Source organism: Micromonospora sp. NBC_00421 (assembly GCF_036017915.1).
In the GTDB taxonomy this organism is placed as follows: Bacteria; Actinomycetota; Actinomycetes; order Mycobacteriales; family Micromonosporaceae; genus Micromonospora.
On record NZ_CP107929.1, the window covers coordinates 2,507,787 to 2,526,055 of the forward strand.

The following is an 18,269-nucleotide window of genomic DNA, read 5'->3' on the forward strand; positions in this document are numbered from 1 at the left end:
CATGGCGACCTATCTCGACGTACACCCGGAGAACCCGCAGCCCCGGACGATCGCCCGGGTGGTCGACCTGCTGCGCGGCGACGGCCTGGTCGCCTACCCGACCGACTCGTGCTTCGCACTCGGTTGCCAGCTCGGCAACCGGGACGGTCTCGACCGGATCCGGGAGATCCGGCAGCTGGACAGCAAGCACCACTTCACCCTGGTGTGCCGGGACTTCGCGCAGCTCGGCCAGTTCGTGCACATCAACAACGCGGTGTTCCGGTCGCTGAAGGCGGCCACCCCGGGCAGCTACACCTTCATCCTGCCCGCCACCAAGGAGGTGCCGCGCCGGCTGCTGCACCCGAAGAAGAAAACCGTCGGGGTACGCATCCCCGACCACCCGGTCGCGCAGGCGCTGCTGGCGGCGCTGGGTGAGCCGCTGGTGTCGAGCACCCTGCTGCTGCCCGGCGAGACCGAACCGATGACCCAGGGCTGGGAGATCAAGGAGCGGCTCGACCACGCGATCGACGCGGTGATCGATTCCGGTGAGTGCGGCACGCTGCCCACCACCGTGATCGACTTCTCCACCGACGAGCCGGAGATCGTCCGCTACGGCGCGGGCGACCCGACCCGCTTCGAATAGTCGCGCGCCGGCCCGTCTCCTACCTACGTCCCGGGGCGCTCGATCCGGGTCGACCCACCGGCTGGTCGTCGGGTCAGGAACCGGGTTCGGGAGGCGGCAGCGGCAGCGGCTCGACGACCGGGTCGACGTCACGGGCGGAGTGGACGGGTGCCGGCCGGGCCGGACCCGTCGTCCGGCTGTGCCGGCGGCCCGCGCCCACCGGCCCGGAGTGTCGGGCCACCTCGCAGGTGACCAGGCGGATCGGGGCCGGCGGCACGGCGAACTTCCCCGGACCCCAGCGCACCCAGAGGGCGACCCGGCCGGCGGCGGCCTCCGCCGCGAGCTTCTCCCAGGTGCGCCGCCGGTCGGTATGGTCGATCTCGATCACCACGGGCGGCCCGTCCCGGCGGGCGCACGCCACGTCCAGCACCGAGTGCCGGTCGGTCATCGGCGGGGGCAGCGGCAGCACGCTCGCCGCCCGACGGTAGGACCGCCAGCCCTGCCCGGCGGCCCAGGCCAGCACGGCGTCGATGATCCGCGCGGTCACCTCGTCGGTGCCCAGGTCGACGAATTCGAGCCGATCCAGCCAGGCGGTGAGCGATGCCGCCAACCGTTCCCCGTCCGCCGCACTGTCTACCCCGCCGTCCACCCGGGGAGGGTATCGACCCACTGGCGACGGGCCGACCCCGGACCAACGGGCGCGCTCCCCGACCGGTGGGGCGGCGACGGACCCTCCGGATCACATGATCGACGCCGAATCGTTGATGTAGTGGCATCCGTCGGCTCCGATACCACTACATCAACGATGTTGCGCAGCGCCTTCCGCTCGGACCTCGGGCGGCGCAGTGGGGCGGTTATCCGGGTCGGGGTGGGGGTAGGGATGGGGCATGGCGGAACTGGCAGCGCTGTGGATCGTCCGGCACGGTGAGAGCACGGCGAACGTCGCCGCCTCGGCGGCCGAGGCGGACGGCGCGGAACTGATCGACCTGACCCACCGGGACGCCGACGTGCCACTGTCGGACACCGGCGAGGAACAGGCGCGGGCCACCGCGCGCTGGCTGGCCGACCTGCCGGAGCAGCGACGACCCGACCTGGCGGTCGTCTCGCCGTATCTGCGGGCGAGGCGGACGGCCGAGTTGGCGTTGGCCGGCACCGGCATCCCGGCCAGTGTCGACGAGCGGCTGCGTGACCGGGAACTGGGCATCCTCGACGGGTTGACCGGGCACGGGGTGACCCGCCGGTTTCCCGACGAGGCGGCCCGCCGGCAACGGCTCGGCAAGTTCTACTACCGGCCCCCGGGCGGTGAGTCCTGGACCGACGTGGCGCTGCGGCTGCGTACCCTCCTCGGTGATCTGCGCCGCGACCACCAGGGGCAACGGGTGCTGCTGTTCGGGCACGACGCCCTGGTGTTCCTGCTCCGTTACCTGGTGGAAGGGCTCACCGAGGCGGAGCTGATGCGGCTGACCCGGGAACACGTGATCGCCAACTGCTCGGTGACCGGCTGGTCGGCGGACGCCGCCGGCCGGCTCGTCCCGGCCATCTTCAACGACGTCGCCCACCTGCACGCACAGGGTGCCCCACCCACCACGGAGGACGAGATCCATGCCGAACCGGTCTGACACCCGGGTCATCACCCCGGGTCTGCTGCGGGACTGGGCGCTGCCGACGCCGACCGGAGGCAAGGACAACCGGGGAACCGTGCTGGTGGTCGGTGGCTCCCGTTTCACCCCGGGCGCGGTGCTGCTGGCCGGGGTGGCCGCGCTGCGCGCCGGGGCCGGGGTGCTGCAACTGGCCGCCGCCGAGTCCACCGCCGCCGCGCTGAGCATCCAGGTGCCCGAGGCCATGGTGGTCGGCCTGCCGGAGACCGACGACGGCGCGGTCGCCGGTGACCCGGGCGACCGGCTCGGTGACCTGGTCGCGCAGGCCGACGTGGTCACCGTCGGGCCGGGCCTCAACGACATCGACCAGACCCGCGCGCTGCTGCGCCTGGTGCTGTCGGCGGCCGGGCCGCACACCGCACTGGTCTTCGACGCGTACGCGCTGGGGGCGCTCAGCCACGAACCGGACCTGCTGGTCGGCGCGGACCGGAAGGTGGTGCTGACCCCGAACCTCACCGAGGCCCGGCACCTGCTCGGCCGGGATCCCGGCGACGACCTGGACGCCGACTCCCGCGAGCTGGCCCGCCGGTACGAGGCGGTGGTCTCCCTCTACGGCCACATCGCCACCCCCGACGGCCAGGGCTGGCGGGAGGAGAGCGGCGACGCCGGGCTGGGCACCTCGGGCAGCGGCGACGTGCGGGCCGGCCTGCTCGCCGGACTGCTCTCCCGGGGTGCCGAGCCCGCCCAGGCAGCCTGCTGGGCGGCGTGGGTGCACGCGGTCAGCGGGCAACGGCTGGTGCCCCGGTACGGCCGGATCGGGTTCCTCGCCCGCGAGCTGCTCGACGAGATCCCGCACACCATCGCCACCGTCTGACGTCGCCTTACATTCGTCGACCACGATCCGTTTCCGCAGCTCGTCCCGGGGTATCGGGAGCACCGTCAGCCGATCAAGGAGGTCTGCCGGTGTCCACCGACGCCATCGTCCTGCTCAAAGAGGACCACAAGGAGATACGCCGCCTCTTCCGCGAGTTCGAGAAGGCGCAGGAGGGGCCGGCCAGTCGCCGTCGCAAGATCGTCGACGAGATCGTGGCGGCCCTGACCACGCACACCTACCTCGAGAACGAGGCGATGTACCCGGAGGTCCGCAAGCTGCTGCCGGACGTGGAGGACGACATCCTGGAGTCGTACGAAGAGCACCACGTCGCCGACCTGCTCTGCGCCGAACTGGCCGCGATGGACGCCTCCGACGACCACTTCGTCGCCAAGACGACTGTGCTGATCGAGAACGTCGAGCACCACATCGAGGAGGAGGAGCAGGAGTGGTTCCCGAAGGTACGCGAGGCGCTCGGCCGTAACCCGCTCCAGGAGATCGGCGAGCGGATGATCGCGCTGCGCCCGGACGCGCCCCGCTCGCCCGGCGACCCGAAGGCGATCAAGAGCGCCCGGCACGCCACCACCGCCTGACCGCACCCGCACCCTGCGGGGTCCGACCGCCGGTCGGGCCCCGCAGGCCGTCGCCCGCCCGGCCCGGTGGTTCACCAGGCAGTCGGTGGGGCGCCCTCCGGTGCCGGCAGGATCCGCCGTACCCGCCCCGGGGGGATGCCGCGCTGCCGCCACTCCCGGGGGTAGCCCACCGAGACCTCCTCGAACCGCACCCCGTCCTTCCAGGTGGTGCGTGGGATGTGCAGGTGCCCGTAGACCACCGCGGCGGCGACGAACCGGCGGTGCCAGTCGGCGGTGGCCTGCGTCCCGCACCACTGGGCGAAGATCGGGTAGCGCAGCACCTCGGTCGGGTGGCGGTCCAACGGCCAGTGGTTCACCAGCACCGTGGGCAGCGCCGGGTCCCGGGCCGCCAACCGGCGGGCGGTCGCGTCCAGCCGGGCCGCGCACCACTCCTGCCGGCTCGGGTACGGGTCGGGATGCAGCAGGAACTCGTCGGTGCAGACGATCCCCGTCCGGTGCGCCTCCGCCAGGGCCGCCTCCCGGGTGTCGAACCCCGGCGGTCGCCAGCTGTAGTCGTAGAGCAGGAACAGCGGGGCCACCAGCGCGGGACCGCCCGGCCCCCGCCACACCCGGTAGTCGTCCTCGGGGGTGACCACGCCCAACTCCCGGCACCGCCGCACCAGCAGCTCGTAGCGGGCCACCCCGCGCAGGGTCACCGGGTCGGCCGGCGGCGTCCACAACTCGTGGTTGCCGGGTGCCCAGATGACGGTGTCGAAGCGTTCCGCGAGCAGGCCGAGCGCCCACTCGATGTCGGCCACGGTGTCCGCCACGTCACCGGCGACGATCAGCCAGTCCCGTGGCGAAGCGGGCCGCAGCGCCTCGACCAGGGCACGATTCTCCGCGTACCCGACGTGCAGGTCGCTGATCGCGACCAGACTGCCCTCGATGTCCTCCCCCAGCATCCGCCGATCGTACGCAGATCGTCGACCGGCGCGGGGCGCGCGGGAGCGCGCCCCTGCGCGGTCGGGGTCAGTCGGCCGAGCCCGGCTCGGCCATCCGGCGGTGCTGCTCGGCCTTGAGCCGGTCCGGGGTGAGGCGGGCCGCCGCCGCCTGCACCTTGTTCTTCAGCGAGCCGGCGACCACCTTCTCCTCGCCCTTCATCATCGCCGCGAAGCCCTGCGCGGCCACCGTCGCCGGGTCGTCCTTGTCGTCCGCGCCGACCTTGGTGTCGCCCATCTCGGCCCGGTCGAAGAACTTCGTCTCGGTCGGGCCGGGCATCAGGGCGGTCACCGTCACCCCGGTCTCCTTCAACTCGTTGCGCAGTGCCTCGGCGAACGACTGCACGAACGACTTGGAGGCGTTGTAGACGGCCTGGTAGGGGCCGGGCATGGTGGCCGCGATCGACGAGGTGAACAGCACCCGGCCGGCACCCCGCGCGACCATCGCCGGCAGCATCCGCTTGGCCAGGTGCACCGTCGACGTCACGTTGACGTCGATGATGTTCAGCTCGTCGGTCAGGTCGGTGTCGCCGACGAACGCCCCGCCCGCGCCCCGGCCGGCGTTGACCGCCAGCGCGTCGACCGGCCGGCCGGTCGCGTCCACCGCCTCGACCAGCGCCGTCACCCCGTCGTAGGTCGCCAGGTCGACCCGGACGGGCTGGACCTGCGCCTGGCCGTCGCGGCGCAGGTGGTCTGCCGCCTCGGTGATGCCGTCGTCCTCGGCGGCGATCACCAGGTCGTAACCGTGTCGGACGAACTCGCCGGCCAGCTCGTACCCGATGCCGCTGGAGGCCCCGGTCACCACGGCCAGCGGTCGTCCGGTGGTCGGTGCGCTCATCTGCCTGATCCTCTCGTCGGTCGGGGCCCGCCGTCCGGATCTCCCCTGGTGGCTGCAATGCCCCGGATGGGGCCGGCCAACCATCCGGCCGGGCCGCGTGCCGGAGGTGCTCCCGGACACCCCGCCGGCCACCCGGTAGGATCGTCGGTGGGCCGTGACTGGCGCGTGGGGATGGAGCACCATCGGGAAGCGGCCCCGTCATGAGGACGCACGCCGAGCGCCTGGGCCTTCCGCACGTCACCTGGAGGTCGCATGTCGCTGAACGCCGAATCCACCGCCTTCCGCAGCGCGCTCGAGGTGATCCGGGCCGTCGAGCCCCGGGTGGCCGACGCGATCGGCGCGGAACTGGCCGACCAGCGCGAGTCGTTGAAGCTGATCGCCAGCGAGAACTACGCCTCCCCGGCCACCCTGCTGACCATGGGCAACTGGTTCAGCGACAAGTACGCCGAGGGCACCGTCGGCCGTCGCTTCTACGCCGGCTGCCAGAACGTCGACACCGTCGAGGCGCTCGCCGCCGAGCACGCCAAGGAGCTGTTCGGCGCGTCCCACGCGTACGTGCAGCCGCACTCCGGCATCGACGCCAACCTGGTCGCCTTCTGGGCGATCCTGGCCGACCGGGTGGAGTCCCCGGCGCTGAAGAAGGCCCAGGTACGCCAGGTCAACGACCTGACCGAGGCGGACTGGTTCGCGCTGCGCCGTGAGCTGGGCAACCAGCGGATGCTGGGCATGTCGCTGGATGCCGGCGGCCACCTCACCCACGGTTTCCGGCCGAACATCTCCGGCAAGATGTTCGACCAGCGCAGCTACGGCACCGACCCGGCCACCGGCCTGATCGACTACGACCGGGTCGCCGAGGCCGCCCGGGAGTTCAAGCCGCTGATCCTGGTCGCCGGCTACTCGGCGTACCCCCGGAAGGTGAACTTCCGGATCATGCGGGAGATCGCCGACTCGGTCGGGGCCACCTTCATGGTCGACATGGCGCACTTCGCCGGCCTGGTCGCCGGAAAGGTCTTCACCGGCGACTTCGACCCGGTGCCGCACGCGCACATCGTCACCACCACCACCCACAAGTCGCTGCGCGGCCCGCGTGGCGGCATGGTGCTCTGCGGCCCTGAGCTGGCCGACCAGGTCGACCGGGGCTGCCCGATGGTGCTCGGCGGGCCGCTGCCGCACGTGATGGCGGCCAAGGCGGTCGCGCTGGCCGAAGCGCGCCGGCCCGACTTCGCCGACTACGCCCAGCGGATCGTCGACAACGCCCAGGCGCTCGCCGAGGGGCTGCTGCGCCGGGGCACCACCCTGGTCACCGGCGGCACCGACAACCACCTGGTGCTGCTCGACGTCTCCAGCTACGGCCTGACCGGCCGGCAGGCCGAGCAGGCGCTGCTCGACTCGGGCATCGTCACCAACCGCAACGCCGTCCCGCAGGACCGCAACGGGGCCTGGTACACCTCGGGCATCCGGATCGGCACGCCCGCGCTGACCAGCCGGGGCCTCGGCACCGCCGAGATGGACGTCACCGCCGAGCTGATCCACACCGTGCTCAGCCAGACCACGCCCGGTGCCAACGCCGACGGCACCCCGTCGAAGGCCAAGTACGTGCTCGACCCGGCCGTCGCCGACAAGATCAGCAAGCAGGCCACCGACCTCCTCGCCACCTTCCCCCTCTACCCCACCATCACCCTGGGCTGATCCCGCTCCCCCCTCCGCTCCCTCCCGCTCTGTCCCGCTCTGTCCCGCGTTGATCAAGAGGTTTGAGTCACGGATTCCCATGTCCGTGACTCAAACCTCTTGATCACCCGACCGCCCCTGCCGACAGGCCCCACCCCCTCGCCCGGCCGTCCCCTCGGGTTCGCCGGGACGAGGGGGTGGTGATCAAGAGGTTTAGGTCAGCGGAGGCGGTTCCGGTGACCTAAACCTCTTGATCACCCGGGAGACCGGCGGGTGAGGCGGGAGAGGGGGTGGGAGAGGAAGTGGGGGGTCAGGAGAGGGGGCGCTTGAGGTGGTAGCGGTGGACCTCGGTGCTGCCCTGGATGTTGTTGACGTCCTCGGCGGCGGAGACCAGCTCCCAGCCTTCCCGGCCGACGCGGTTGAGGTGGGCGATGGCGGTGTCGCCGTACGCCGTGACGTCGGTGCGTGAGCCGTCCGGTCCGTACCAGACGAACGAGACGTGGAACTGGCGTCCCTGCCCCTGGTAACGGCGGACCAACAGGGCGTACTCCCAAGCGATCATGCGTCCATTATGGCCACTTGACGATTGCCGGCACAGCACTGGGGGTGGCGGTTCGACGACACCGGGTGGCGCCAGCCGATGGCCGCCCACCGACCACGAACACCGACGGCCGGACGCCGGTGACCGGGACGGGAGCGACCGGCGGGAACGGATCACGGCGGGAGCGGCGAGCGCCGCCGGTCAACGGGGCCGCACACTGGTGCGGGTCAGTTCGTCGGTGATCAGGGCGGCCAGCCGGTCCAGGCCGAGGTCGATCTGTTCCGGGGTGACCGCGCTGACCGACAGCCGCAGCGCGTCGACCGGGCGGCCGTCGTCGTAGAAGTGCGCCATCGGCGTCCAGAGCACGCCGTAGCGCTCGGCGGAGCGCCGCAGCAGCGCGTCGTCGACCGGAAACGGTACGGTGACCACGACGAAGAAGCCGCCGGCCGGGGCGTTCCAGCGCACCGGCGAGCCGGCCGGGAGCCGCCGCCGCAGCCCGGCCAGCAGATGGTCCCGGTTGCGGGTGTACACCGCCCGCTCCCGCCGGTTCGCGGCGACAAGCGAGCAGCCGTGCTCCAGCAGCGCCCCACCGATCACGGCCTGGGCCAACGGGGAGGTGTTCACCGTGACCATGCTCTTGACCTTGGCGAGCTGGTCGGCGAACAGCCCCACCACGCCGTCGGCACCGCCGACCCGCTGGTCGGCCACCAGGTAGCCGATCCGGGCCCCGGGCAGCACCGTCTTGGCGAACGAGCCGAGGTAGACCACCCGACGCCGGGTGTCCAGCGCCTTCAGCGTCGGCAGCCGGTCGGCGTCCCCGGCCGGAAAGAGGCCGTACGGGTTGTCCTCGATCAGCAGCAGGTCCTCCTCGGCGGCCAGGTCGAGCAGCCGCCGCCGGTCGACCACCGGGATGCTGGTGCCGGAGGGGTTGGCGAAGTCGGGCATCACGTAGCAGGCCCGGGGCCGCAGCCCCTCGTCCCGCGCCCGGCGTACCTGGGTGCGCAGGTCGGCCAGGTCGATCCCGGTCGGACCACCGGCCACCGGCCGGACCGGCAGGTCGACCAGCCGGGCCGCACCGGTCAGCCCCACGTACGTCGGGGCGACGGCGAGCAGGACGTCGGCCGGTCCGGCCCGCAACGCCCGCAGCACCAGCAGCATCGCCTCCTGGCAGCCGACGGTCACCACCACCGCCTCGTCGTCGACGTGGACATCCTCGTCGACGGCGAGGTTGCGGGCGATCAGGTGGTGGATGATCCCCTTGGTCCGGCCGTACTGGAACAGGGTGCGGCGGATCTGCTCGGGGCTCTGCCCGAGGTCGTCGGCGAGGTGCCGGCGGAACCGGCCCAGCCAGCGCCCCGGCGCGTCGTCGTCGAAGTACTCCTCGTAGGGCCGCCCGGCCGCCAGCGACACCGCGTCGGGCCAGTGCCCGGCGACCTCGTTGAGGAAGTTCATCGAGTTCAGCGCCGGGTCGTCGACCGCCGGATGCAGCGTCGCCAGGTCCAGGTCCACCAGATGTTCCAACGGGTCAGCCTCCGGTCAGGGTACGCAGCCGCCGGGCCCGCCCCGGGTCGGCGCAGCCGCTCAGCGTCAACGCGTCGCGCAGTTCCCCGGCGAGCAGGTCGAGGGCGGCCCGCGCGCCGGGTCGGCCACCGGCGGCGAGTGCCCAGAGCATCGGGCGGCCGAGCAGCACCCCGGTCGCGCCGAGGGCGAGCGCGCGCAGCACGTCCGTGCCGGAGCGCACCCCGCTGTCCAGCAGCACCTCGATCCGCTCACCGACGGCGGCGACCACCTCGGGGAGCACTGTGGCGGTGGCCGGTGCCCCGTCGAGCTGCCGGCCGCCGTGGTTGGAGACCACCACGGCGTCCACGCCGACGTCGGCGGCGCGGACCGCGTCACGCGGGTCGAGGATTCCCTTGACCAGCAACGGCAGCCGGGTACGCTCCCGCAGCCAGGCCAGATCCGCCCAGGTCAGCGCGGGGGCGAAGACGGCGTCGGTGTGCACGGCGACGGCGGACACCCCGGGCGTGCCGGCGTGCGCCAGGTCGTTCCGGCCGCCGGGCAGGTTGGCGGCGGTCACCTCCGGCGGCAACGCGAAGCCGTTGCGGACGTCGCGCAGCCGCCGACCGAGCACCGGCACGTCCACGGTGACCATCAGCGCGGCGCAACCGGCGGCGTGCGCCCGGTCGAGCAGCTCGGCGACCAGTCCCCGGTCGCGCAGCCAGTAGAGCTGGAACCAGACCGGCCCTTCGGTGGCGGCGGCGACCTGCTCGATCGGGGTGCTGCTCAGCGTGCTCAACACGTAGGGCACCCCGGCCGCGCCGGCCGCCGCCGCGAGCGCCGATTCGCCGTCCGGGTGCAGCAACCGCTGGTACGCCATCGGCGCGACCGCCACCGGCATGGCCTGTTCCCGGCCGAGCAGCACCGCGTCGGTACGGGGCCGCTCCACGCCGGTGAGCACCCGGGGCAGCACGGCGACCCGGTCCAGGGCGGCCCGGTTGGCGGCCAGGGTGGTCTCGACACCGCTGCCCCCGTCGACGAAGTCCCAGACGCCGGGCGGAAGCGCCGCCCGCGCCAGGTCGGCGAAGTCGGCCAGACTGACCGGCGGCCGGTCAGCGTCCCCGACCGGACCGACGACGGCCGAACCGACGGCCGAACCGACGGTACGAGGGGAGTCCGTCACCGCCCGTCCCCGACCGTGGCGGCGAGCGGGGTGACCGTCGGCGGGGCGGGCAGCCCGAAGACCTCCCGGAGGAAGGCGGCGGCCTCGTCCTGGGCCCGGCGGCCCGCGTCGAAGACCCCGGGCATGGCGAAGAACCCGTGGATCATGCCGGGATAGCGGCTGGCCCGCACCGGCACCCCGGCCTCCCGCAGCCGCTGCGCGTACCGCTCCCCCTCGTCGCGCAGCGGGTCGTGTTCGGCGGTGACCACCAGTGCCGGCGGCAGGCCGGACAGGTCGTCGGCGAGCAACGGCGACGCCAACGGGTCGAGCGCGTCCGCCGGGTCGGCCAGGTAGTGCCCGCGATACCAGTCGACGGAGTGCGTGTTGAACAACAGCGGGTCCTGCCCGTCAGCCGGCCGGTCGTCGGCGTCCTGACCGAGGGCGGGTCGACGGTCGGCGCGCTGGTCGGTGTTCGGGTAGACCAGCAGTTGCCCGGCCAGCCGGGGGCCGCCCTCGGCGCGGGCCAGCAGGGTCACCGCCGCCGCCAGGTTGCCGCCGGCGCTGTCCCCGCCCACCACCAGCCGGTCAGGGTCCACCCCGAGGTCGGCGGCGTGCTCGGCCAGCCACCGGGTGGCGGTGTGGCAGTCGAGCACGGCGGCCGGGAACGGATGCTCCGGGGCCAGCCGGTAGCCGACCGTCACCACCTGGCAGGGGGTGGCGTTGGCCAGCCGGCGGCAGATCCCGTCGGCGGTCTCCACGCTACCCAGCGTCCAGCCGCCGCCGAAGAAGTAGACCAGGGTGGGCAGCGGCCCGTCCCCGGCTGGCCGGTGTACCCGTACCCGCAGATCCCCGGCGGGGCCGGGCACGGTCGTGTCGCGTACCTGGTGGACCGGCTCGACGTCGCCGCCGCTGGCGCGGATCGCGGCGAGGTCGGCGGCGCGGGCCTCGGCCAGGGTCTGGGTGTAGAGCGGTGGGATGCCGGCGGCGGCCCGCGCGGCCCGGTACGCCACCACCTGGGGGTCGAGGGACATGGGTCGGCTCCTATCCGCCGGTGCTGACGAAGAGCTTGTCGATGCCGCGCAGGAACAGGCTCCCGCTGTAGTCAGGCTGCTGGCTGACCGCGAGCCGGGGGAAGCGGGCGAAGAGTCGGGGCAGGCCGATCCGGCCCTCCAGCCGGGACACCGCCGCACCGAGGCAGAAGTGCGGGCCGACGCCGAAGGCCAGCGACGGGGGGCCGTTCCGGCGCGGGTCGAACCGGTCCGGCGCGGGGAACCGGCGCGGATCCCGGTTGGCGCCCGCGATGATCAGCAGCACGTTCTCGTCCCGGGCGACCGGCACCCCGCCCAGCTCGGTGTCCCGGGGCGCGGCGCGGGCCAGGAAGTGCACCGGGCTCTGCAGCCGCAGCACCTCGTCCACGCAGCCCTGGGCCAGGGCGTCGTCGCCGGGCAGCGCGGCCACCGTCTCCGGATGGTCCAGCAGCACCGGCAGACCGTTGCTGAACATGTAGACGGTGGTGACGAAGCTGGCGTTGAACAGCACGATCAGGTTGCTGATCAGCTCCTCCTCGGTCAGGTCGACCTCGCCGGAGTCCAGCGCCTCGACCAGTCCGGAGATCAGGTCCTCGCCCGGCCGGCGACGACGGTGGGCGATCAGGTCCCGGTAGAGCGCGCGCAACTCCTCGGCGGCCTGGTTGGCCAGCGCCAGCCGCTGCGGGGTCTTGCCGGCCACGTCGAGGAACTCGTCGATCCAGTCGACCCGCTGCCGGTACCAGGCCAGTTCGGCCTCGGGAAGACCGATGAACTCGGCCATCACCAGGGCCGGCACCGGGTAGGCGAAGTCCGCGACGAAGTCGACCTCGCCGCCGTCGGCCCCGGCGTCGGCCATCCGGTCCAGCAGGGTGTCGACCACCCGGACGATCACCGGCTCCAGCGCGCCGAGCCGGCGCGGGGTGAAGGTGCGGGCGAAGACGCCGCGCATCCGGCCGTGGTCGGGTGGGTTGACGAACATCATCGACGACTGGAAGGTCCGCAGGATCTCCTGGTCCTGCCAGCCCGGCGGGGGCTGCTTGTACCACTGCGGGTCGCGCAGCACCTGGTCGACCAGGTCGTAACCGACGGCCACCGCACTGATCGTGCTGTGCTCCGGGCGGGTCGGCACGGCACTGATCGGCCCGTGCTCGTGCAGGGCCGCGTACCACGGATAGGGGTCTTGCCGGCCGGTGTCGCTGTAGAGGCCGGTCAGGATCTCGTCGACGTCCACGATGGTGCTTCCTCCCCAGGAATGAACGGTGGGGCGGCGGGTCACCCCCGCCACCCCACCGGTGTCACAGACCGAGCAGTCGAAGGGGTACGGCGTCCGCCAGCGCCTGATTGCCGGCGTCGTTGGGGTGGATGTGGTCACCGGAGTCGTACGCGGGCAGCAGTCGACTCGGCTGCGCCGGATCGCGCAGCACCGCGTCGAAGTCGAGCAGCCCGTCGAACTCGGTCGCACCCGGGCCCCGCAGCCAGGTGTTCACCGCCTGTCGGGTGGTGTCCTTCTCCGGCGTCCACACCCCCGGGTTGCCGTGCCCCTCGTACGGGGTCAGGGTGACCGCGAGGCTGCGCAGGCCGCGCGCCTTGGCCTGCTTGTTGATCTGCCGCAGCGAGGCGATGATCCGGTCTGCGGAATCGTCGGACATCCAGATGTCGTTGATGCCGAGGTGGGTCACCAGGGTCTTCACCCCGGTCTGGGGGAAGACGTCCTCGTTGAGCCGGGCCAGCGCGTTCGGACCCAGCTCGTAGTAACCGGGGAAACCACCCGCGCCGGGCTCGGTGCCCTCGTGGTTGAGCCGGTTGCCGGCCAGGCTGAGGTTGAGCACCCCGGGGGTACGCACCTCGGGGCGGGCGGCGACCAGCCGCCCGGCGAGCAGTTCCGGCCAACGCTTGTTGGCGTTGACGGTGCTGCCGTTGGCATCCCCGATCGAGTCGCCGAGCACCACCACCGCGCCCGGGCTCTGCTGGCGCTGCACGTCGATGCCGGACAGGAACATCCAGCAGCAGTCCGGCCGGATGGTGAAGCCGGCGCCGTCGGCGGCGGTGGTCAGGTCGTTCGCCCCGATGAAGGTGGTCACCTTGGACTGGCCGTGGAAGGTGACCGGCCCGGTGAGCACCGGGAAGTGCAGGGTGACGATCAGGTCCTCCTGCTCGGCCACCTGGTAGGTCAACGGGTCGCTGAGCAGTTCGGCGCCCTTGTTCATGGTCGCCGAGGTGGACCCGCCGAACGTCAGCTCGCGCAGCGTGCCGGGCCGGATGTCCGACCGGTCGGTCAGCGTGGTGAGGTTCGGGCGGGCGACGGTGGCGTGCCCCACCTGCACCGCCTGCTCACCGTAGAGGTTGCTCAACCGGACCCGCAGCCGCTCACCGCCGACTGTGGTGCGCACGGTCATCCGGATGCTCTGGTTGTTCAGCCCGGTGTTGGTCAGCCCGACGGTGTTGCCACGGGTGACCGCCGCGGCCCACGTGCCCGCCCACTCTTTATGGGCGGCTGCCCCGCCACGGTCGGAGTCGGACGGCCCGGCGCTGGCCACCACCGCCGGGGCGCTCACGACCAGCAACGCGGCCGCGGACGCTATGACCTGCCATCTCTTCGGGGTCGACATTGAACCTCCATGGTTGGCCGCCCAGGGCCGGCGTCCATCGACGGCACCGCCCGGACGATGGTCCAGAAACCTAGCCGCGACCTCTGACAGGCGTCAATCGCCCCGATAGACATGATCAAATGTCCATGGTGGCCGGTGCATCACCGTTCGGCCCTGTCCCCCGGCGATGCCGTCGGCCTAGGCTCGCAGGCGGCGGCGGTGCGGTCGCCCACTTCCCGCACCCCGTCGCGGGCCGGGCTCTGACCTGCTCGGACGCCATCCCGGCCGGTCGCCACGGCGGGCCCCACCGGGCCGCCGGCGACCCGCCGCATCGACCTGGGGGCTGTGCGATGACCGACGGGGCCGACCGATCCACCACCTACGTGCACGACGCGCTGGAGCTTTTCGTCGGGTTCGGCGACCGGGAGGCGCTGGTCGGCGACGGCCGCCGGCTGACCTACCCGCAGGTCGCCGCCGAGGTACGCGGGCTGGCCCGCGCCCTCACCCGCCACGGCGTACGCCCCGGTGCGGCGGTGCTGGTGATGCTGGGCAACGCCGTCGAGGGCCCGCTGCTCCAACTCGCCCTGCACCTGCTGGGCTGCCGGACCATGTGGATCGCCCCGGTGACCTCCCGGCGGGAGATCGACGAGTTCGTCCGGCTGGCCCGCCCCGACGTGTTCGTGCACCACGCGTACGCCCCCGACGGGCTGGGTGTCGAGATCGCCGCCTCGCTGCCCGGGGTGCCGGTGCTGCGCCTCGGCGTCGAACTCACCGCCGACACCCCGCCGGTCGGCGCGGAACCCACCGCCGACGCCCCGCCGATCGACCTGCCGGCCGGGGTGCCCGTGCCGGAGTCGTTCCTGCAGACCAGCGGCACCACCGGCACGCCGAAGCTGGTGCACCACCGGGAGAGCTTCTACCGGCAGGTGCTGGCCCTGGCGGCCGATTTCCGCGCCGCCGGTTTCCCGCTGCTGCGGCACCTGTCGCACTCCCCGATGTGGCTGGCCAGCGGGCAGATCACCACCCTGTTCAACCTGTTTACCGGCGGGGTGCTCTTCCTGCGCCAGCAGTGGGACCCGGCCGCGTTCATCGCCACCGTGCACGCCGAGCGGCTCACCTCCACCTTCGTCACCCCGCCGATGCTCTACGAGGTGCTCGACCATCCGGCCCTGCCCGGCGCGGACTTCTCCGCGATGTTCATGTTCAACGTGGGTGCCGGCCCGGCCGCGCCCGCCCGGCTGCGCCAGGCCGTCGCCCGGTTCGGCCCGTGCCTGCGCATCGTGTACGGCCTCAGCGAGGCGGTGGTGATCTGCGCCCAGCCCGGTCTGACCGAGGATCCGGCGCACCCGGAGCGGTTGGGCTCCTGCGGTCGGCCGTACGGGGACGTCACGGTGGAGATCCGCGACGCCGACGGGCGGGTGCTCCCGGCCAATGTCGACGGCGAGGTGTGGGTGCGCACCCGGCTCAGCTTCCACGGTTACCACGGCCAGCCCGAGCTGACCGCCGAGACGCTCGTCGACGGCTGGGTACGCACCCGCGACATCGGCCACCTCGACGTCGACGGGTTCCTCTACCTGGTCGACCGGTTACAGGACCGCATCCTCACCCGGCAACGTAGCTGGCCGATCTACTCCCGCCCGATCGAGGACGTCCTCGCCGGGCATCCGCAGGTCCGGGCGGCGGCGGTGATCGGGGTGCCCGACCCGGTCGCCGGTGAGCTGCCGCATGCGTACGTGGTGCGGGCGCCGGGGGCGACGGTGACCGGGGCGGAGCTGATCGGGCTGGTCACCGCCGAGCTGAGCGACACCTGGGCGCCGGGTGCGGTGGAGTTCGTCGACGCGTTGCCACTGAACCGGTCGGCGAAGGTGGACAAGCGGGCGCTGCGCGACCGGTACGCCGCCGGGCTTCCCGCCGACCCGGTCGGCACCCCGTCATGACCGCCGACGCCGACACCGGCCCCCGGACGGCCACCGACCGGCCGCCGACACCACGCCCCGACCGGCCGGCGCAGCCAGGTCTCGACCAGGCGGCGCAGCCAGGTCTCGACGCTGGGAAGGCGGCGGGTGTCGTCGGATCACCGGCACGACGGGCCGCCCGGCGGGAGCTGGTCACCCTGGTCGCCGCCGACCTGATCTCCAACCTGGGCAGCCGCATCTCGGTGATCGCCATCCCCTGGCTGGTGCTCACCACCACCGGCAGCCCGGCCAAGATGGGGATCGTCGCGGCGGCGGAGTTCCTGCCGTACATGCTCTCCAGTTCGCTTGCCACCCCGTGGGCGGACCGGTTCGGGGTTCGGCGTACCTCCATCGTGGTGGACGCGGCGAGCGCGGCGGTGATCGCCGTGGTGGCGTTGGCGCCGTGGCTCGGTTTCGGGGCGCTGGTCGCCCTCGTCGCGGTGGCCGGCGGGCTGCGCGGCATCGGTGACCGGGTCAAACACGTGATGTTCCGGCCGGCGGCGCAGCGCGCCGGGGTGGAGCTGATCCGGCTCACCTCCGCCTACGACGGGCTGCTGCGCGGGGTGGCGTTGTTCGGCACGGTGATCGGCGGTCTGCTCATCGACTGGGTGGGGGTGACCCGGGCGATCTGGATCGACGCGGGGACCTTCGCGCTCTGCGCGCTGCTGGTCGCGGTGCTGGTCCGACCGCCCGCCACCGACGCCCCGGCCGCGCCCCGGGAGGGCTACTTCCGGGCGCTGCGCACCGGCTTCGGTTACCTGCGCACCGACCGGGTGTTGCTGACCATGCTGGTGGTGGTCTCCGCGTTGAACATGTTCGCCGCCGCCAACACGGCGGTCTGGGTGCCGCTGTGGGTCCGCGACGAACTCGGCGATCCGGCCGGCTTCGGCCTGGTGCTGGGGGTGTTCGCCGGTGGCGCGCTGCTCGGCAACGTGGTCTTCACGATGCTCGGCCCCCGGCTGCCCAGGACCGTGGTGTTCGCCGTGGGGGCGGCGTTGAGCGGCGCGCCCCGGTTGCTGGTCCTGGCGCTGACCGACCACCTGGTGGTGGTGCTGGTGGTGACGTTCCTGTCCGGGATCGGGATCGCGGCGGTCAACCCGTTGCTCGGTGCCGCCCTCTACGAACGGGTGCCGGACGAGTTGCAGACCCGGGTGCTGGGCATCTCCGGTTCGCTGGCATTCGTCGGGCTGCCGGTGGGGGCGCTGCTCGGCGGCTGGTCGGTGGCCGCTCTCGGGCTGCGGCCGGCGCTACTGGCAATGGCGGTGGTGTGCGCGGTGCTGACCGTCCTGCCGCTTGTCGTCGGGCCGCTGCGGATGGGTCGGCCCGCGCCTGCGCCGGCCACCGCGTCAGCCTGACCGAGGGACCACCGACCGCAGCGCCGCCGGCCACCCGGCACCACCGCGCCGGTCCGCGGGGCCCGATGCCGGCAACCCCGCCGTGCGGGCGGACAGAAACGGCGGCCGGCGCGACTCGGCGCACCCGGACGACCATCAGGCGATCCGAGCGCGTGATGTGGACGACGGCACCGGCCCGGTCGGTTACATTGCCGCCCATGTCATCGACGTTGACCGAAGCCACAGATCCCTATTGCCTGCGCGAGGGGGAGAGCGCCGCGCTGCTGCGCGACCATCCCTGGCGCCGGTTCGTGGTGCTCGGGGACAGCGTCGCCGAGGGCATGTGCGAGCCGGTCGACGGCTACCCGGACGTGCAGTGGGCGGACCGGATCGCGGCCGAACTGTCGGCGGTGCGACCCGGGCTGGCGTACCTGAACCTGGGCCGACGCGGGCTGCGGGCGCAGCAGGTCCGGGCCGGTCAGCTGGACCGGGCGCTGGCCTTCTCCCCCGACCTGGCGCTGGTGGTCTGCGGCGGCAACGACGCCTTCCGGACGGCGTTCGACCCGGACGCGGTCGACACCGAGCTGACCGCGATCGTCGGCGCGCTGCGCGACGCCGGGGCGGACGTGATCACGGTGGGCATGTTCGACGTCTCGCACAGCCCGGCCGTCCCGGCGGCGCTGCGTCCCGGTCTCGCCGCCCGGATGCGGCTGCTCTCCTCGCGTACCGGCCGGCTCGCCGACCGGTTGGGCGCGCTGCACGTGCACCTGACCGATCATCCGGCCGGCACCGATCCGTCGATGTACAGCAGCGACGGCCGCCACGGCAGCGCCCGCAGCGACGCCATCGCCGCGGCAGAGACCATCCGCCGCCTAGCCACCCACCTCACCGCCCCGACGGGTTGATCAAGAAGTTTCGGTCAGGAAATCGGCCCAGGATGACCTAAACCTCTTGATCAACCCGCGAAGGGCGACCTGGGGGCACGGGAGGAGAGGGAGGGGAGGGGGTGGGAGGGGGG

At 72.8% G+C, this 18,269-nt stretch carries 17 protein-coding genes and 1 riboswitch; of the genes, 8 read left to right on the plus strand and 9 right to left on the minus strand.

Annotation, left to right across the window (positions count from 1 at the left end; translation table 11 throughout):
• The first annotated feature begins 1 nt into the window (after window position 1).
• Entirely contained in the window at window positions 2-622 is a 621-nt protein-coding gene (locus tag OHQ87_RS10865; RefSeq protein ID WP_328347459.1) for an L-threonylcarbamoyladenylate synthase, read from the plus strand.
• Window positions 623-695: 73 nt separating this feature from the next.
• Here OHQ87_RS10865 and OHQ87_RS10870 read toward each other — a convergent pair whose 3' ends face one another.
• The gene (locus OHQ87_RS10870; protein WP_328347461.1) at window positions 696-1,250 is read right to left on the minus strand and encodes a hypothetical protein; all 555 of its coding nucleotides are present in this window, start codon (window positions 1,248-1,250) and stop codon (window positions 696-698) included.
• Between the two features lie 238 nt (window positions 1,251-1,488).
• Here OHQ87_RS10870 and OHQ87_RS10875 point away from each other — a divergent pair, with 238 nt between their 5' ends.
• From OHQ87_RS10875 to OHQ87_RS10885, 3 genes are all read left to right on the plus strand, one after another.
• Window positions 1,489-2,220 carry a histidine phosphatase family protein gene (locus OHQ87_RS10875; RefSeq protein WP_328347463.1) on the plus strand — a complete coding sequence of 244 codons (732 nt, stop codon included), beginning with the start codon at window positions 1,489-1,491 and terminating at the stop codon, window positions 2,218-2,220.
• Window positions 2,204-3,073 (plus strand): NAD(P)H-hydrate dehydratase, encoded by an 870-nt coding sequence (locus OHQ87_RS10880; protein ID WP_328347465.1) that lies wholly within the window; start codon window positions 2,204-2,206, stop codon window positions 3,071-3,073. The genes OHQ87_RS10875 and OHQ87_RS10880 overlap by 17 nt, the downstream gene beginning before the upstream one ends.
• An 89-nt stretch (window positions 3,074-3,162) precedes the next feature.
• Window positions 3,163-3,663, plus strand: a complete 501-nt coding sequence (locus tag OHQ87_RS10885; protein ID WP_328347467.1) for a hemerythrin domain-containing protein — start codon at window positions 3,163-3,165, stop codon at window positions 3,661-3,663.
• 71 nt (window positions 3,664-3,734) lie between these two features.
• Here the strand turns inward: OHQ87_RS10885 and OHQ87_RS10890 are convergent, their stop codons facing one another.
• Together OHQ87_RS10890 and OHQ87_RS10895 are read right to left on the minus strand one after the other, a co-directional pair.
• Entirely contained in the window at window positions 3,735-4,604 is an 870-nt protein-coding gene (locus tag OHQ87_RS10890) for a metallophosphoesterase family protein (RefSeq protein WP_328347469.1), read from the minus strand.
• Between the two features lie 67 nt (window positions 4,605-4,671).
• Complete coding sequence (locus tag OHQ87_RS10895; RefSeq protein WP_328347471.1) at window positions 4,672-5,478, minus strand: SDR family NAD(P)-dependent oxidoreductase; 807 nt, start codon at window positions 5,476-5,478, stop codon at window positions 4,672-4,674.
• Between the two features lie 144 nt (window positions 5,479-5,622).
• Window positions 5,623-5,712: riboswitch (ZMP/ZTP riboswitch) on the plus strand.
• 18 nt (window positions 5,713-5,730) lie between these two features.
• Between OHQ87_RS10895 and OHQ87_RS10900 the strand changes: the two genes are divergently transcribed.
• A complete protein-coding gene (locus OHQ87_RS10900; protein ID WP_328347473.1) occupies window positions 5,731-7,167 on the plus strand; it encodes a glycine hydroxymethyltransferase in 1,437 nt (478 codons plus the stop codon).
• A 289-nt stretch (window positions 7,168-7,456) separates the two neighbouring features.
• On the opposite strand, the gene OHQ87_RS10905 is transcribed toward OHQ87_RS10900, so the two are convergent.
• From OHQ87_RS10905 to OHQ87_RS10930, 6 genes are all read right to left on the minus strand, one after another.
• Window positions 7,457-7,708: a hypothetical protein gene (locus OHQ87_RS10905; protein ID WP_328347475.1), complete on the minus strand. Its 252-nt coding sequence runs from the start codon at window positions 7,706-7,708 to the stop codon at window positions 7,457-7,459.
• Window positions 7,709-7,888: 180 nt separating this feature from the next.
• Window positions 7,889-9,208 carry an aminotransferase-like domain-containing protein gene (locus tag OHQ87_RS10910; protein WP_328347477.1) on the minus strand — a complete coding sequence of 440 codons (1,320 nt, stop codon included), beginning with the start codon at window positions 9,206-9,208 and terminating at the stop codon, window positions 7,889-7,891.
• 4 nt (window positions 9,209-9,212) lie between these two features.
• On the minus strand, window positions 9,213-10,280 hold the full coding sequence (locus tag OHQ87_RS10915; protein WP_328348803.1) for an alpha-hydroxy acid oxidase: 1,068 nt from the start codon (window positions 10,278-10,280) through the stop codon (window positions 9,213-9,215).
• Between the two features lie 83 nt (window positions 10,281-10,363).
• Window positions 10,364-11,377, minus strand: a complete 1,014-nt coding sequence (locus OHQ87_RS10920; protein WP_328347479.1) for an alpha/beta hydrolase — start codon at window positions 11,375-11,377, stop codon at window positions 10,364-10,366.
• A 10-nt stretch (window positions 11,378-11,387) separates the two neighbouring features.
• Window positions 11,388-12,608, minus strand: coding sequence for a cytochrome P450 (locus tag OHQ87_RS10925; protein WP_328348804.1), 1,221 nt, complete (start codon window positions 12,606-12,608; stop codon window positions 11,388-11,390).
• Window positions 12,609-12,669: 61 nt separating this feature from the next.
• On the minus strand, window positions 12,670-13,956 hold the full coding sequence (locus tag OHQ87_RS10930; protein WP_328348805.1) for an SGNH/GDSL hydrolase family protein: 1,287 nt from the start codon (window positions 13,954-13,956) through the stop codon (window positions 12,670-12,672).
• Between the two features lie 356 nt (window positions 13,957-14,312).
• Here OHQ87_RS10930 and OHQ87_RS10935 point away from each other — a divergent pair, with 356 nt between their 5' ends.
• The 3 genes from OHQ87_RS10935 (at window position 14,313) to OHQ87_RS10945 (ending at window position 18,156) form a co-directional block, all read left to right on the plus strand.
• Complete coding sequence (locus OHQ87_RS10935) at window positions 14,313-15,899, plus strand: class I adenylate-forming enzyme family protein (RefSeq protein WP_328347481.1); 1,587 nt, start codon at window positions 14,313-14,315, stop codon at window positions 15,897-15,899.
• Window positions 15,896-17,272 carry an MFS transporter gene (locus OHQ87_RS10940; protein ID WP_328347483.1) on the plus strand — a complete coding sequence of 459 codons (1,377 nt, stop codon included), beginning with the start codon at window positions 15,896-15,898 and terminating at the stop codon, window positions 17,270-17,272. Before OHQ87_RS10935 ends, OHQ87_RS10940 begins: the two co-directional genes overlap by 4 nt.
• Window positions 17,273-17,469: 197 nt before the next feature.
• Window positions 17,470-18,156, plus strand: coding sequence for an SGNH/GDSL hydrolase family protein (locus tag OHQ87_RS10945; protein ID WP_328347485.1), 687 nt, complete (start codon window positions 17,470-17,472; stop codon window positions 18,154-18,156).
• Window positions 18,157-18,269: the final 113 nt, after the last annotated feature.